This is a genomic window from Mesorhizobium sp. M0598 (genome assembly GCF_040320865.1).
Lineage (GTDB): Bacteria > Pseudomonadota > Alphaproteobacteria > Rhizobiales > Rhizobiaceae > Mesorhizobium.
In genome coordinates this window covers 207,874-222,763 of record NZ_JAMYQL010000001.1, presented here as the reverse complement: position 1 = coordinate 222,763, position 14,890 = coordinate 207,874, and the positions used below count along the sequence as shown (strand labels likewise).

Annotated in this window: 14 protein-coding genes; 4 read left to right on the top strand and 10 right to left on the bottom strand. The window is 62.9% G+C overall.

The genetic code is table 11. The annotated features are described in order from the left end of the window. Positions 1–107: 107 nt before the first annotated feature. From NKI59_RS01030 to NKI59_RS01020, 3 genes are all read left to right on the top strand, one after another. Entirely contained in the window at positions 108–1,652 is a 1,545-nt protein-coding gene (locus NKI59_RS01030; RefSeq protein ID WP_023677501.1) for a sugar ABC transporter ATP-binding protein, read from the top strand. A gap of 23 nt (positions 1,653–1,675) precedes the next feature. Next, positions 1,676–2,671 carry an ABC transporter permease gene (locus tag NKI59_RS01025; protein ID WP_023677502.1) on the top strand — a complete coding sequence of 332 codons (996 nt, stop codon included), beginning with the start codon at positions 1,676–1,678 and terminating at the stop codon, positions 2,669–2,671. A 154-nt stretch (positions 2,672–2,825) separates the two neighbouring features. Continuing rightward, positions 2,826–3,356, top strand: a complete 531-nt coding sequence (locus NKI59_RS01020; RefSeq protein ID WP_352701774.1) for a DUF2231 domain-containing protein — start codon at positions 2,826–2,828, stop codon at positions 3,354–3,356. 91 nt (positions 3,357–3,447) lie between these two features. On the opposite strand, the gene phnN is transcribed toward NKI59_RS01020, so the two are convergent. From phnN to NKI59_RS00975, 9 genes are all read right to left on the bottom strand, one after another. Continuing rightward, on the bottom strand, positions 3,448–4,077 hold the full coding sequence (gene phnN, locus NKI59_RS01015) for a phosphonate metabolism protein/1,5-bisphosphokinase (PRPP-forming) PhnN (protein WP_023677504.1): 630 nt from the start codon (positions 4,075–4,077) through the stop codon (positions 3,448–3,450). After that, complete coding sequence (locus NKI59_RS01010; RefSeq protein ID WP_023677505.1) at positions 4,074–5,213, bottom strand: alpha-D-ribose 1-methylphosphonate 5-triphosphate diphosphatase; 1,140 nt, start codon at positions 5,211–5,213, stop codon at positions 4,074–4,076. The genes phnN and NKI59_RS01010 overlap by 4 nt, the downstream gene beginning before the upstream one ends. Positions 5,214–5,309: 96 nt before the next feature. After that, positions 5,310–6,017, bottom strand: a complete 708-nt coding sequence (locus NKI59_RS01005) for a DUF1045 domain-containing protein (protein ID WP_352701772.1) — start codon at positions 6,015–6,017, stop codon at positions 5,310–5,312. Positions 6,018–6,165: 148 nt separating this feature from the next. Next, the gene (gene iolB, locus NKI59_RS01000) at positions 6,166–6,978 is read right to left on the bottom strand and encodes a 5-deoxy-glucuronate isomerase (RefSeq protein WP_352619340.1); all 813 of its coding nucleotides are present in this window, start codon (positions 6,976–6,978) and stop codon (positions 6,166–6,168) included. A gap of 2 nt (positions 6,979–6,980) precedes the next feature. Continuing rightward, on the bottom strand, positions 6,981–7,199 hold the full coding sequence (locus NKI59_RS00995; protein ID WP_023677508.1) for a hypothetical protein: 219 nt from the start codon (positions 7,197–7,199) through the stop codon (positions 6,981–6,983). A 27-nt stretch (positions 7,200–7,226) separates the two neighbouring features. Then, entirely contained in the window at positions 7,227–8,144 is a 918-nt protein-coding gene (iolE, locus tag NKI59_RS00990; protein WP_352701769.1) for a myo-inosose-2 dehydratase, read from the bottom strand. Positions 8,145–8,188: 44 nt separating this feature from the next. Continuing rightward, positions 8,189–10,033, bottom strand: coding sequence for a 3D-(3,5/4)-trihydroxycyclohexane-1,2-dione acylhydrolase (decyclizing) (gene iolD / locus NKI59_RS00985; RefSeq protein WP_352701767.1), 1,845 nt, complete (start codon positions 10,031–10,033; stop codon positions 8,189–8,191). Between the two features lie 34 nt (positions 10,034–10,067). Then, positions 10,068–12,002 carry a bifunctional 5-dehydro-2-deoxygluconokinase/5-dehydro-2-deoxyphosphogluconate aldolase gene (locus NKI59_RS00980; RefSeq protein WP_352701765.1) on the bottom strand — a complete coding sequence of 645 codons (1,935 nt, stop codon included), beginning with the start codon at positions 12,000–12,002 and terminating at the stop codon, positions 10,068–10,070. A gap of 199 nt (positions 12,003–12,201) precedes the next feature. Next, complete coding sequence (locus tag NKI59_RS00975) at positions 12,202–12,930, bottom strand: SDR family NAD(P)-dependent oxidoreductase (RefSeq protein WP_352701763.1); 729 nt, start codon at positions 12,928–12,930, stop codon at positions 12,202–12,204. A 138-nt stretch (positions 12,931–13,068) separates the two neighbouring features. Between NKI59_RS00975 and NKI59_RS00970 the strand changes: the two genes are divergently transcribed. Continuing rightward, complete coding sequence (locus NKI59_RS00970; RefSeq protein ID WP_352701761.1) at positions 13,069–13,959, top strand: AraC family transcriptional regulator; 891 nt, start codon at positions 13,069–13,071, stop codon at positions 13,957–13,959. Here the strand turns inward: NKI59_RS00970 and NKI59_RS00965 are convergent. Then, complete coding sequence (locus NKI59_RS00965; RefSeq protein ID WP_023677514.1) at positions 13,956–14,801, bottom strand: MurR/RpiR family transcriptional regulator; 846 nt, start codon at positions 14,799–14,801, stop codon at positions 13,956–13,958. The genes NKI59_RS00970 and NKI59_RS00965 overlap by 4 nt on opposite strands. Between the last annotated feature and the right edge of the window lie 89 nt (positions 14,802–14,890).

Genomic DNA, 14,890 nt, shown 5'->3' with positions numbered 1-14,890 from the left:
AGTTGCGCCGGCTCAAGGGTTCGCCCTGAGCCGGCGATTCTATTGACGCGCCTCGCAAGGCCCGTCAGTCTGAGGCCAAAACGGCTCACCGGCTGCTGTCAGGCGTGATGAATTATTCCGACCCATCCATCGTTGCATCCACGGCCGCTCCGTTCCTGAGCCTCGACGGCGTGCGCAAGACTTATCCCGGCGTTGTCGCGCTGGACGGGTTCTCGATCGAGGTCAGGCCCGGCGAGGTCATCGGCCTGGTCGGCGAAAACGGCGCCGGCAAATCGACGCTGATGAAGATCCTCGGCGGCGTGACCCGGCCGGACACCGGCACCATCACCGTCGATGGCGTCGCCCATGACAGTCTGACCGTCGAAGCCAGCATCGGTTCGGGCATCGCCTTCGTCCACCAGGAACTCAACCTGTTCGAGAACCTCGACGTCGCCGCCAATATTTTCTTCGGCCGCGAACCGCTGCGCGCCGGCCCGTTCAGGCTGGTCGACCGCGCCAGGCTGCGAGCGCTGGCGGCGCCGCTGCTCAAACGCGTGGGCGCCAATTTCTCGGCCGATACGCCGGTGTCGGCGCTGTCGCTGGCCCAGCAGCAAATGGTCGAGATCGCCAAGGCGCTGTCGATCGAGGCGCGGCTGGTCATCCTCGACGAACCGACATCGAGCCTGCCGATCGCAGAAACCGACAAGCTGCTCGGTGTCATCAAGGCGCTGAAGGCAGACGGCATCAGCGTCATTTTCATCTCGCACCGCCTGCACGAGGTCGAGCGCGTCGCCGACCGCGTCGTCGTGCTCAGGGACGGCATGCTCGCCGGAACCTTGCCGAAGAGCGCCATCAATCACGACCAGATGGTCAAGCTGATGATCGGCCGCATGCTGAAGGAGAGGGAGAAGGCCGCAGAATCGGCGCGCCCGCCGGGCTCTGTCGCGCTGTCGGTCAAGGCCATTCGCACCGCTGCCTATCCCGACCGGCCCGTCGACCTCGATGTCAGGCATGGCGAGATCCTCGGCCTCGCCGGTCTCGTCGGCTCCGGTCGGACGGAGCTGGCGCGCGTCCTGTTTGGCATCGACAAGAGCTTTGGCGGCTCGTTCCAGCTTGACGGAAAAGATCTGGTTCTTGGTTCGGCCGCGGACGCAGTGGCCAACGGTATTTTCCTCGTCCCCGAGGATCGCAAGCTGACCGGCATCCTGCTCGACCTTTCGATCGCCCAGAACATCTCGCTGCCCAATCTGCCGGCACATTCGCGGCGCTCGCTGGTCTCGGCCAGCGCCGAGGCCGCCACCGCCGAGAAGCAGAAGACCGATCTCGGCATCAGGGCGCCCTCCGTGCAGACGCGTACCGGTACGCTGTCGGGCGGCAACCAGCAAAAGGTCGTGCTGGCCAAATGGCTGGCGATGAAGCCGAAGGTGATGATTCTCGACGAACCGACCCGCGGTATCGACATCGGCGCCAAGGCCGAGATCTACGGACTGATGCGGGCGCTGGCCGATGCCGGCGTCGCCGTGCTGATGATCTCCAGCGACATGGAGGAGGTGATCGGCGTTTCCGACCGCATTGCCGTCATGCATGAAGGCCAGATCTCGGGCATTCTCGATAAGGACCGGTTCAGCCAGGAAAACGTGCTGCTGCTGGCGGTCGGCAAGCAGCCGAAGTAGTTCGCAGGCACTGGGAGAAGACGATGAGCAAGAAAGATCTCGGCCTGCTGATCCTGATCCTGGTGGTCGGTGCGGTGGTGGCGATCATCAACCCGCGCTTCCTGCTGCCGATCAATCTCGCCAACACCTCGAACCTGATCGGGTTGTTCGGCATCCTGTCGATTGGCCAAGCCTTCGTCATCATCACCGGTGGCATCGAATTGTCGGTCGGCTCGGTGGTTGCGCTGCTCGGCGTGCTGTTTATCGACTTCATCGCCACGCGCGGCATGGCCTGGCCGGTCGCCCTGCCGCTGATCCTGGTGCTCGGCGGCATCATCGGGCTGGCGCATGGCTGGCTGATCACCCGGCTCAAATTGCAGCCTTTCGTGGTGACTTTGTGCGGCCTGTTGATCTATCGCGGCGTGGCGCGCTTCTACACCGCCGACGGCACCGCCGGCTTTGCCTTCGGACAGAACTTCCCGGAACTCGAGTTCCTGACGGCGGGGCGGTCCTGGGGCGTGCCGAACAGCTTCATCGCGCTGATCGTCATCGCCGTCGTCATGTGGGTGGTGCTGCACCGGTCGGTGTTCGGGCGCTATCTCTATGCTATCGGCAAGAACGAGGAAGCGGCAAAATATTCCGGCATCCGCACCGGCCGCATCGTCATGGCCGCCTATGTCATCTGCGGCGTGCTGACGGCGCTGTCAGCTATCTATTTCGCCATGTACACACGCTCGATCTCGCCGGCGAGCCACGGCCAGTTCTACGAGCTCTATGCCATCGCGGCCGCGGTGCTCGGCGGCTTCTCGCTGCGTGGCGGCGAAGGCTCGCTGATCGGCGTCCTGCTCGGCACGGTGCTGCTGCAGGAGCTGCAGAACCTCGTCAACCTGCTCGGCATCCCGTCCTCGCTCAACTTCGCCGTCATGGGCGGGGTGATCCTCATCGGCGTGCTGGTTGACCAGCAATGGGGCGTGTTCAGGGCGCGGCGGCGGATGCTGGAAGCCACACGCAAGGGCGTGGCGGGTGCTGCCGCTGAGTGACGCAAAAATAGCTGGATGAAATACGCCGACTGCCATGGCAGGTGGCGTGAAAGAGTCAACCGGAGCTTCGCGACAGCAGTTCAGGTCGGTCTCTATTTGGAACGAAAACCCGTATCTGAGCGTTTATTTAAGCTTTGCTACGCGGAGGCGTTCCATGCCCACGAATCCAGTTAGTACCGCCAAAGTAGGAACTCACCCCCTCCACCCGATGCTGATACCTTTTCCTGTCGCGTTTCTTGTCGGTGCGTTTGTCACCGACCTGGTTTTCTGGGGGACTGCCGATGCCTTCTGGGCACGAGCATCGATGTGGCTGATCGGGGCAGCCATAGTAATGGCCCTTATCGCTGCGACAGCCGGTTTTATCGACTTCCTCAACGAGCCGCGCATTCGCGCCTTGTCCGACGCCTGGTACCACATGCTGGGCAACTTGACCGCAGTCGTTGTGGCACTGATCAATTTCTACCTTCGCTATGCTCAAGGCGCCGAAGCGGCGGTCCGACCATGGGGCGCGCTCTTGTCGTTCATAGTGGTCTGCATACTGCTGTTCACCGGCTGGAAGGGCTGGGAGATGGTCTATCGGCATCACGTTGCAGTTCTGGATACACCAGCGGATGCGCCAGCGAAGCCTTCGACAACCACTGCCACGGATACTCATCATGCTGGTCGGGACCGGCACGCCGCATGAGGCCATAATCCAGAAAAGTGGATACCGGTTTCCAAAAAGATATCGGTTAGACAAGTAGCGCCCATACCGAATGCATCGGGTGGGCGCTATTTTAGATAAGGCCCGACATGTCGGAGAAGGCCATGGCCTTGCGCAGCATCTCGGCGAAGCGCTCGCCGGCCGCTTCACGAGGGCCGCTATTGTCGATCGAGGTGACACCCGGTCCGGACAGCGCCACATTGGCGCTGCGCGCCAGCCGTGCCAGCACTTCGCCGCGCGATTCGCGACCGCGCAACGCCAGCCGCTCGGCCAGGATATCCGGTGTAGCCGTGATTTCGACGACAGCCAGATTGGCGTAGCGTTCCCGCAGCGCCGGGATGATCGCGCGCGAGACGTTGGCGATCGCGACACGGCCGTTTGAGACCGACCAATCGACTTCGGCCGGGATGCCATAGCGCAGGCCATGCGCCTCCCAGGAAATCGCGAAGGCGCCATCCGCTTCGGCCTCGACGAAGGCAACGTCGGCGAGCGTGTCGTGATCCTCGGTGGCCGCATCGCTCGGCCGGGTGATCACCCGGCGCACGAACTCCAGCCGGCTCTCGTCGGCAAACACGGCGCGCGCATAGCCGATCACCGTGTCCTTGCCGGCACCGCTCGGCCCGACGACGGCGACGAAGACACCGTCGCGGATCGGAAATCCCGTAGCGGACAATTCACGCTCGACCGATGCCGACACCATCATGCGACTCGGCGTCCCTGCCGCCAGACGGTGCGGACGACCGGGACATGGTCGTCGACGCGCACGCGAACCAGATCGGCGCGCCGGCCGGGCTCGATGACACCGCGATCGGTGAGGCCGACCGCCTCGGCCGGGTTCTTCGAGACCATCGCCACCGCCTGTGGCAAGGAAATGCCCTCGACCACGTCGCCGAGGAAGAAGGCTGACTGGATCAGACTGAAGGGAATGTAGTCCGACGACAGGATATCGAGCAGGCCATCGCCGGCCAGCGTGCGGGCCGAGACATTGCCCGAATGCGAAGCGCCGCGCATGACATTCGGCGCGCCCATCAAAACGCCGAGCCCTGCCTTTTTCGAAGCCCGAGCCGCCTCCTCGGTGGTTGGGAACTCGGCGACACGGACGCCTTGCTCGATCGCTTCGTCGACATGGCCGACGGTCGCGTCGTCATGGCTGGCGAGCACGATGCCGCGCTCTTGGCAGGCAGCGGCGATGAAGCTGCGATTCGGGCTCGAGTTCTTCGCCGATTCCGCCATCCGCTTTTCGCAGAATTTCTGGAAATCGCGATCGGTCAGCTTCAGCTTGCGCTGGTAATAATAGGCATAGGTTTCGAGATCGACGAATTGCCGCTGTCCGGGCGCATGGTCCATCAGCGACGCCAGCCTGACCCGCTCGTCGCCGTCGAAATTGGCGAAGGCCGTGAGGCAGTCCGGCGCCGAAACCTCGCAACGCAGATGGAGGAAATGGTCGGCCCTGAGCCGGTCCTGCTGCACGCTGTCCTCGATCGCGTCGGCCAGCTTGCGTATGTCGGCGGCCGTCAGGTCGGCATCCTCGTCCATGCCGACACGCAAAGCGTCGAGCACGGTGGTGATGCCGGCGGTCGCCACCTGCGCGTCATGCGCGAGCACAGCTGCGATCGGGTTCCAGCGCACTTTCGGCCGCGGCGCGTAATGGCCTTCGAGATGATCGGTGTGGAGCTCGACCAGGCCAGGGATGATGAAGTCGCCGCCCATGTCCTCGCCGCTGCGGCCGGGTCCGGCATCGATGGCGGCGATCATGCCGTCGCGCAGCACGATCGACCCTTCGACGATCTGGTCGGCGAGCACGATCCGGGCGTTGTCAAGAACAGTCTCGGCGGTCATTTCAAGCAGTCCTTGCAGGATTTTGCAGCCAACTGGAACCAATTGGCGTCGTACAAATGCGGTTAGAACAAATAGTCATTTAGGCAGTTCTTCTGGTCAGGCAGTTCTTCTGGCCGGGCGGCGCCCGAGCGCGTGATGGGACAGCACCATGAACGGTGCGCCCGGTTCAGTTTCCACAAACAGCGTCAGCGCGTCCACCGCCACCGGCCGTTGCAGCACGTCCGCAAACAGGCTGTCGACTGCTAGGCGAAGACGAGGGCTTTCCTGTGACGACACCCGGCCGGACAGCGTCATATGGAAGCGAAACGTCTCGAAGACATAGGGATAGCCCCACTGGCAGAGATTGCGGAACTCGTCGGGCTTCAGCGAATCGGGGCTGCGCCGTTCGATCTCGACTTCCGTCAACGGCGCGCGGAAGCGGTCGAAGTCGCGCACCACGTCGTCGGCGAAGCGGTTGAGCGCCGGCAGCGGTGCTTCCGGCAACAGCGCGAAGAAGCCGTCGATCTGGCTGACGACGAGGCGCGGGATCGTAACCACCGGCGTCGCCTCGGCAAAATCGTCGAGTGCTGCACGAAGCGAGGTTTCCGTCTCGGTGGAGGCCAGTCTGAAGGGCGCCTTCAGTGTCGCATGAAAGCCATAGCGGCGCGCCGAGGCGGTATGGAAGGCAACTTCTGCCGCCGACAACTCGCCCGCAGCCTCGACCGGCTTTGTGGCGGCACCGAATGGGTCGCGGCCGAGCCAGTTGGCGGCGATCCGTGCCAGCGGTTCGTCTTGTCGGGGGGTGAAATAGATCGCGTAGCGCATCGAAAGTCCTCGTCAGCCCCGCTGCCATAGGTGATTTCCATGACGAATTGACGAAGCTTTGCGGCGTTTTCGGTAACAAAACCACACAGCCGGGTCGTTAGCCGACGATTTTTCGCTTGGACCAGCGGTTGGGGCGAAGGGGAAGTGGTTAGGCCTTCATCAGCCATTCGTGCTCGGGCGCGTTGTGGAATTTCCACGTCCGCTTCGGTCCGGCCATGACGTTGAGATAATAGAGATCATAGCCGTGGCAGGCTGCGCAGGGGTGATAACCCTTGGGGACCAGCACGACGTCGCCGTCCTCGATCGCCATCGTCTCGTCGAGCGAACGAGCACCGTTCTCGTCGGCATCGGTGTAGACGCGCTGGAAAGCAAAGCCCTGTGGCGGGTTGAGACGGTGGTAATAGGTCTCCTCGAGATAGGATTCAGCCGGCAGATTGTCCTGGTCGTGCTTGTGCGGCGGATAGCTCGATGTGTGGCCGCCGGGTGTGATAACCTCAACCACCAGCAAGGAATCGGCCGGCTTGCCTTCCGGCAGGATGTTGGTGACATAGCGCGTGTTGGTGCTTTTGCCGCGAACCTCCTGGCCGAGATCGTCGGGCCCGATGACACGGACCGGCAGACCGCCGCCCAGTCCCGGCGCCGAGCAGACGGCAAGTTCGAGATCGGTATCGGCGCTCACCGACCACTCCGAGCCCTGCGGCACATAGACCGACCAAGGTTTGCCGTCGAAGGGCGACATGCGTTCGCCGAGTAAGCCGAGATCCTTGCCGCCGGCCTTGGCCTTGCCCTTGCCGGTGACGAACACCAGGCAGACCTCACGATCCGCGGTTTGCCCGGAAGCGCTCTCGCCGGGCCTGAGCCGATGCAGATCGAAGCCGACATAGGTCCAGCCGGCGCTTTGCGGCGTCACATGGGCGATGCGGCCGTGGCCCTTATTGGCTTTGACGAGCAGTTTCGACATGGTCATTCCTTCGGTTTGGCGTCTGCCGATGGCTCGTCCTCGTCAGCCGGCTTGTAGAGGTAGAAAAACTGCCAGACGGCATAGCCGGCGAAGCCGAGCGCGATCACGCCCCAGAACGGCGTGCCGGTGGCGAATTCGATCACCGACCAGACCAGGCAGACCGCGACAACGGCGACGCGCCGCCACAGCGGCCGGAAAAACGGGTGCTCGGAGTCTTTCATCGGATCAACACCTTTCCTTGCGAACTCTCAAGCATTGGGAAAGCCCTGTGTCTCCACCGTATAGCCGGCCGCCGTCATAGCCCGCATCAATTCCTTGTAGCCGACCTGCGCCATCTTGAGCGGCGGGTTCTTCTTCGGATCCTGCTCGGCCTCGACCACGAACCAGCCTTCATAGCCATGGTCGGCGAGCCTCTGGACGATGGCGCCAAAATCCAGCGAGCCATCTCCCGGCACGGTGAAGGCGCCAAGTGCCACCGCGTCGAGGAACGATTGCTTCTCGCGATCCAGTCCCGCGATCACCTCCATGCGCACATCTTTCACATGCACATGGTTGATGCGCGGGTGGTGGTTATCAATAGCGCGCAGCACATCGCCGCCGGCAAAGGCCAGGTGACCCGCGTCGAGCAGCAATGGAATGCCTTCTCCCGAATAGCGCATGAAGGCATCTAGCTCTGGCTCGGTCTCAACTACTGCCGCCATATGATGATGGTAGGAGAGCGGCATGCCTTGCTCTGCACACCATTCGCCGAACTGCGTGAGCCGCCGGGCGTAGGCTTTCATTTCCTCGTCCGAAAGCCTGGGCTTGCTGGCGAGCGGCTTCGAGCGGTCGCCCTGGATGGAGCGGCCGACTTCACCATAGACGATGCATGGCGCGTTCACCGCCTTGAACAGGTCGATCATCGGCTGGATACGATCCTTGTTCTTCGCCATGTCTTCGTCGACCAGCGTCCCAGAGAACCAGCCGCCGCAAAGCGTCACGTCGGCCTCTTTCAGGATCGGCAGCATGATTTGCGGATCGTTGGGAAAGCGGCGGCCCATTTCCATTCCGGTAAAGCCAGCCGAGCGCGACTGGCGCAGGCACTCCTCCAGCGACACATCATCGCTGAGTTCAACAAGATCGTCGTTCCACCATGCAATGGGGGACATGCCCAGTTTGGCTTTCAAGTCGTCACTCCAGTTTTAGACATTCGAGGCGCGTTCGCGGATGGCTAAAGAACCCGCCCGCTCAGCGCTTCCTCATATTTCTTGCGCGCCGCATTCACTTGCGGCCGTGCCGAGACTTCGGGCACTGCGACATCCCACCAGCTTCCACCGGCCTCGGTCGAGACCAGCGGGTCGGTGTCGATGACCAGCACCGTCGTTCGCGCATTCTTCTTCGCCTGCGCAAGTGCCGTTTCCAGCCCGGCGATCGACGGCACCTTTTCGGCGATCGCGCCCATGCTCGCAGCATGCGCGGCGAAGTCGATCTCGGGCAAGGTTTCGTGACGGGCGTCCTTCAGCAGATTGTTGAAGTTGGCGCCGCCGGTCGCCATCTGCAACCGGTTGATACAGCCATAGCCGCGGTTGTCGAGCAGCACGATGGTCAGCTTGAGGCCGAGCATCACCGAGGTCGCGATCTCGGAATTGAGCATCAGGTAAGAGCCGTCGCCGATCATCACCACGACCTCTTCGTCCGGCTTGGCCATCTTGACGCCAAGCCCGCCGGCGATTTCATAGCCCATTGTCGAGAAGCCGTATTCTGCGTGATAGGAGCCGGGCGCGCGCGCCTGCCATAGCTTGTGCAATTCGCCGGGCAAGCCGCCGGCGGCATGAAGCAGTACCACGCCGGAGCCCATGGCGCGCTGTACTGCGCCGATCACTTGCGCGTCGGACGGATAGGCGGCATTGGTCGATGCCGTCACCTTGTCGGCATCCGCTTGCCAATTCTTCTTGCCCGTGATCGCATTGTCGGTCCAGCCTGAAAGGGCTTTCCAGCCTTTCAGCGCCGCAGCGAGTTCGGCGAGCCCTTCCGCCGCATCGGCGACCAGCGGCAGCGCCTGGTGCTTTCCGGCGTCAAAAGGCTGCACGTTGAGCCCGATGATGGTCCTGCCGGCATGCTTGAACAATGCCCAGGAGCCGGTGGTGAAATCCTGCAGTCTGGTGCCGACGGCAAGCACGACGTCGGCCTCTTCGGCCAGTCTGTTGGCCGCCGAAGTGCCGGTGACGCCGACCGCGCCCATGTTCAACGGATGATCGTCCGGGAGCGAGGATTTGCCGCCTTGCGTCTCACAAACCGGAATGCCCCAGCATTCCGCGCACCCGGCCAGTTCTTCCCACGCCTGCGAATAGAGTACGCCGCCGCCGGCGATGATCAGCGGCTTCTTCGCGCTCTTCAGCGCCGCGACGGCGGCCGCCAGTTCCCGGCGATCCGGACGGATCATGCGCGGAATCCAGACCCGTTCGGCAAAGAAGCTCTCCGGATAATCATAAGCCTCTGCCTGCACATCCTGGCAAAGTGAGAGCGTCACCGGGCCGCATTCGGCGGGATCGGTCAGCACCTGCATGGCGCGGTTGAGCGCCGGCATGATCTGCTCCGGCCGGGTGATGCGGTCGAAATAGCGCGACACCGGGCGGAGGCAGTCATTGACCGTCGCCGTGCCGTCGGAAAAATCCTCGGCCTGCTGCAGGACGGGATCGGGAATGCGATTGGCGAAGACGTCGCCTGGCAGAAACAGGACAGGCAACCTGTTTACATGCGCAAGTGCCGCAGCGGTCACCATGTTGAGCGCGCCGGGGCCGATCGAACTGGTCGCGGCCATGAAGCGACGGCGGAAATTGGCCTTGGCGTAGGCGATCGCCGCATGCGCCATTGCCTGCTCGTTATGGGCACGAAAGGTCGGCAGTTCGTCGCGAACCTGGTAGAGCGCCTCGCCGACGCCGGCGACATTGCCGTGGCCGAAGATCGCCCAGACGCCGCCGAAGATCGGCACTTTCTTCCCGTCCATCTCGGTCATCTGTCGAGCAAGAAAGCGGGTCAGCGCCTGCGCCATCGTCAGGCGGATTGTCTTGGTCATGTCGGTTCCTCCGCAGTCCTTATGCCGCGCCTTCTTATGCTGCTTTGCGGCCGCGCGCCGCAAGCCATGCCTCGGTCAGTCTCTCGAAGCGAGATGCCATGTCGGCAACCGCTTCATCGTCTGACATCTTGCCGGCAAGCCATTGTTCGGCCGCGTTGATGAAGATGGTGCGGCCGACGGCAAAGCCCTTGACGATAGACGCCTTGGCGGTGGCAGCAAAGGCAGCTTCCAATTCGTCCTGCGGCGCTTCGAGGCCAAGCAGCACAATCCCGCGGCACCACGGATCGTTCTTCAGGATCACCGCCTCGATCTTTGCCCATGCGCCGGCCGATGCCTGCGGTTCGAGCTTCCACCAATCGGGCTTGATGCCGAGTGCGTAGAGTTCCTCAAGCGCGCGCGGGATGGTCATGTCGTCGAGCTTGCCGTGCTTGCCGGCGATGATCTCCACCAGAAGTTCTCTGCCCACTTTCCGCGCGGCCTCGAACAAAGCGCGCAGTTTCTGCTGCTGTTCGCTCTTCAGCGCCGCGGGATCGTCGGGATGATAGAAGCACAGGCACTTGATGCAGTGGTCGACCGGCCATTCGGTCAGTTGCGAACCTATGTCTTGCGAGAACTCGAAGCGAAGCGGCCGCGAACCCGGCAACTCGACCGGCCGGCCGAGCCAGGCGAAGGAATGGTGGGCGAATTCGAACATCGCCTCGCGTCCGTATTTTTCGTCGAGCAGCATGCCGTAGCCGGCGCGGCCAGCCGCGACCTTGGCCGCAGCCTTGACCGTCAGCACCTTGAAAGCTGGGATTCGCGACGGATCGGCGCCCACTTTTGCCGCGACATCCTCCAGCTGGACGCGGTGGTCGCAGGCGAACGCCATCAGCGAGGGGATGTCGCGCCGGCGCGTGGTCGCCCAATGGATGTGATTGATCGCCTCGTCCTTGCGCAGCGCCAGATGCTTGCTGCCGTTTTTCAGGAAGAACTGCAATTCCTCGAAAGTCGGGTATTCCGGTGCGCAGAGCAGCCGCGACACGGCAAAGGCGCCGCAGGCATTGGCCCAGGTCGCCGCCGTCGCCAGGCCTTCCTCGCCGAGCCAGCCGCGCAGGAAGCCCGACATGAAGGCGTCGCCGGCGCCGAGCACATTGTAGACCTCGATTGGAAATCCCTTGCCGAGGATACCGTCCTCGAGGTCGTCGCTGATCGGCCCGTCATAGACGATGCAGCCCATGGCGCCGCGTTTCAGCACGATGGTTGCCGCCGACAGCGAGCGGATGGTTTTCAGCGCGCTCAGGCAATCGTCTGCCCCCGAGGCGATCATGATTTCCTCTTCGGTGCCGACGATGAGATCGCAATCGGGCAGCACCGTCTTCAACTGCGCCGAGACGCGGTCGGATTTCACATAGCGCTCGAAGCCTTCGGCGTGGCCGGCGAGACCCCAGAGGTTGGGGCGGTAGTCGATGTCGAACACCACCTTGCCGCCCTTGGCTTTCATGACACGGATCGCCTTGCGCTGGGCGGCGTCGCTGTTGGGCCGTGAAAAATGCGTGCCGGTGACGACGACCGCGCGTGCCGAAGCGATAAACGCCTCATCGATATCGTCTTTCGAAAGCGCCATGTCGGCGCAATCGCTGCGATAGAAGATCATCGGCGAGACGCCTTCATCCTCGACCGACAGCAGCACCAGGGCGGTCAGCCGCTCCGGATCGGTCTTGAGGCCTTGGACCGAAACGCCCTCGCGGGTCAGCTGCTCGCGGATGAAGCGGCCCATCTGTTCATTGCCGACGCGGGTGAGCAACGCCGAGCGCAGCCCGAGCCTGGCAGTGCCGACTGCAATATTGGCCGGACAGCCGCCGACCGACTTGGCAAAGGAGGTGATATCTTCCAGGCGCGAGCCGATCTGCTGGCCGTAGAGATCGACGGAAGCGCGGCCGATGGTGATGATGTCGAGCGGCGCATGTCTCGCTTCCACGGCTTCGCCCATTCGAACCTCCCATCGGCTTGTTGTATTGGGTAACACGCGCGAGCGGCAGCGTGGCGCCGGCAATATGAAATAATAATTCCAATCCATAGTCAATATGGAACGAGCATTCCCAAGGCTGAAAAGTGCTGTACAAGGCTCGCGCGTTCAGAAACTTTGAAGTCAGACGAACGTCAAGTGTCTACCATTGAAACCAGCTGATTTACCAAGGAAGCGGGCCATCATCGTTGAAGAACCCGGCGGTCGGGCCATCGGCGTCCAGGGTCGAAAGGTGAATGACGATCTCGGCCGCCTGCTGCACCATGCGGTGACCTTTATACCCGTTGAGATCGGTGGCAGTGTAGCCGGGCGCGGCGGCGTTGACCTTGATGCCCTGGGGCGCGAGCTCCCTGGCGAAGGCCACCGTGATGGCATTCAAGGCTGTCTTGGAGCTGCCGTAGCCCATCATGTTAACGGCGTGGTTCGCCGTGGCGGGATCGAGCGCCCGGCCGATGGACCCGGTGGAGCTGCTCACCATCACGATCCGGGCAGCAGGTGCTGCTAGCAGCAGCGGCAGGAATGCCTGGGTCACGCGGATCGGGCCGAAGACATTGACGTCGTAGGTGGCCTGGATGTCGGCGATCCGCTGCTGGCTCGGCGGCAGGTCGTAATTGATGGCGACGCCGGCGTTGTTCACCAGCACGTCGAGGCAGGGGCTGGCCTGCCTGAATGCCTCGGCTGCCGCCTTCACCCTGTCATCCCGCGTGACGTCCAGCTCAAACCACTCCACGTCGAGGCCTTCGGCGCGCAATGCCTGCGCCGCCGCCATGCCGCGTTCGGCGCTCCTGGCGCCCAGCCAGACCTTGAAGCCCATGGTCGCCAGTCGCCGGGCGATTTCACGGCCTATACCCTTGTTGGCGCCGGTCACCAGCGCGCTTTTCGATGTTCTCATAATCGATGTCTCCATTTTTCTTGTGGAAGACCCACAAATGGTGCGAGGCAGCGGGCGTTGCGCGCCGGCAACTCTCCGGCTCTTGCCTAATCCTCTCACGCTGTTGCGCCGCCGGTGCGAATGCGCGATGCTGGCGCAATGAGCGAAGCGCTGCAGGAGTTGATCGAGATCGCCGGCCGCCATGCGCGCGGGCGACGAACAAGAACGGCGGTTCCCCGCGTTTCGATCGGCCGCAGCGAAGTCGCCACGCCGCCATTGTCAGGGGTGTGGGGGTCGGGGATCTTATTCGTACTGCAGGGCGCGAAGACGGTTCTGATCGGCGACCGGGCTCTTCGTTACAATCCGGCCAGCTATTTCATCTATACTGTCGAGACGCCCACCATCAGCCAGATAATCGAAGCGAGCGCGGCGCGTCCTTACCTGGCCATTGGCTTGACCCTTGACCTGCAGGCCGTCGCCGCGCTCCTCGTCGAGCACGCGCAGGCCCTCAGTGGCGACAGTTTCTCCACCTCTCCCGCTGATGACGATCTGCTCGACGCGTTGCGTCGAATGATGCGGCTGCTTGACCGGCCAGCGGAGATTCCCGTGCTCGCGACCATGATCGAGCGGGAGATGCTGTTTCGGCTCTTGCAAGGCCCCCAAGGCGGAAAGCTTCGTGAACTTGCACGCGCCGATGGCCATCTGTCCCGGATTGGCCGGGCGATCGCCTGGATCCGTTCGCATCCCCATCAGCCGGTCCGGGTCGGCGATCTGGCCGAGATTGCCCGTATGAGCAGTGCTGCGTTTTATCGTCACTTCAAGGCGGCGACGGCCATGAGCCCAATCCAGTATCAAAAGCAAATCCGCTTGCTGGAAGCCCGCCATCTGCTGATTGCCCAGCCGGGCAACGTCGCACGTGTCGCCTTCGCCGTCGGCTATGCGAGTGCTTCCCAGTTCAGCCGGGAGTATGCCCGCCAGTTCGGGTCGCCGCCTGCCCGCGACGCAGCGCGGCTTTCGGCAGAAGGCGAAACGGCAATAGAGGTGATCTAAGGCTTGCGCTTCTTGCCAGTATCGCGCCGCTTCTCGCCGACCGCGACGGTCAGCGCCATAGCCAAAGCCATCGTCGCCGACAGCGAGCGGAAGCCGGCGAAATCGGCCTCGGCGACCTCGAACCAGACCCTGGCGAATTGGGCGAGTGGCGAAAAGGAGCTGTCGGTAATCGCCACGATCGGCACGCCTTGCTCCGAAATGACGCGCGCCTCCTCGATGGTGGCCGGGGCATAGGGCGAAAAGCTGATGGCGATCACGGCGTCCCTTGGAGAGGCAAAGCCGATCATCTCTGCATTGAGGCCGGCGGCCGATTCGATCAGCTGGTTGCGGATCTTGAGCTTGCCCAATGCATAGGCGATATAGGAGGCGACCGGGTAGGAGCGCCGCTTGGCCAGCACGTAAATGGTTTCGGCCTTGGCCAACACGGTGATTGCATCTTCGAAATGGTCTTCATTCAGCGTGCGCGAAATGTCGTTGAGCGAGGTACTGGCTGCGGCAACAAAACCGTCGAAAATCGCGCGGTGGCCGGCGCCTTCCTCGGCCTTGGCGCGCAATGCCGCCAGCCTTTCATCATAGGATGAGTTGCGCTCGCGCAGGCGCTCGCGAAACACCAACTGCAGGCTGGTGAAACCATCAAAACCAAGCTGCTGGGCAAAGCGGATCAGGGTCGAAGGCTGGACACCGGCGGAAGCGGCGATGCTGGCAGCGGTGCCGAAGGCGATATCGTCTGGGTTGTCGAGCGCATAGGCGGCGATCTGGGCGATACGTTTCGGCAAGCTGTGGCGCCGCTCCAGGATCGTCGCCCGCAGCGTCTCGAAATCGCGCGGCACCCGTTCGTCCATCGTCGCTCCGCCCAGGCTCATCGTCTGGTTCCCTCTGTGCCCCATCATAGCGGGCCTGTGCAAGAACACCATAAAAAATGAGACAAGCG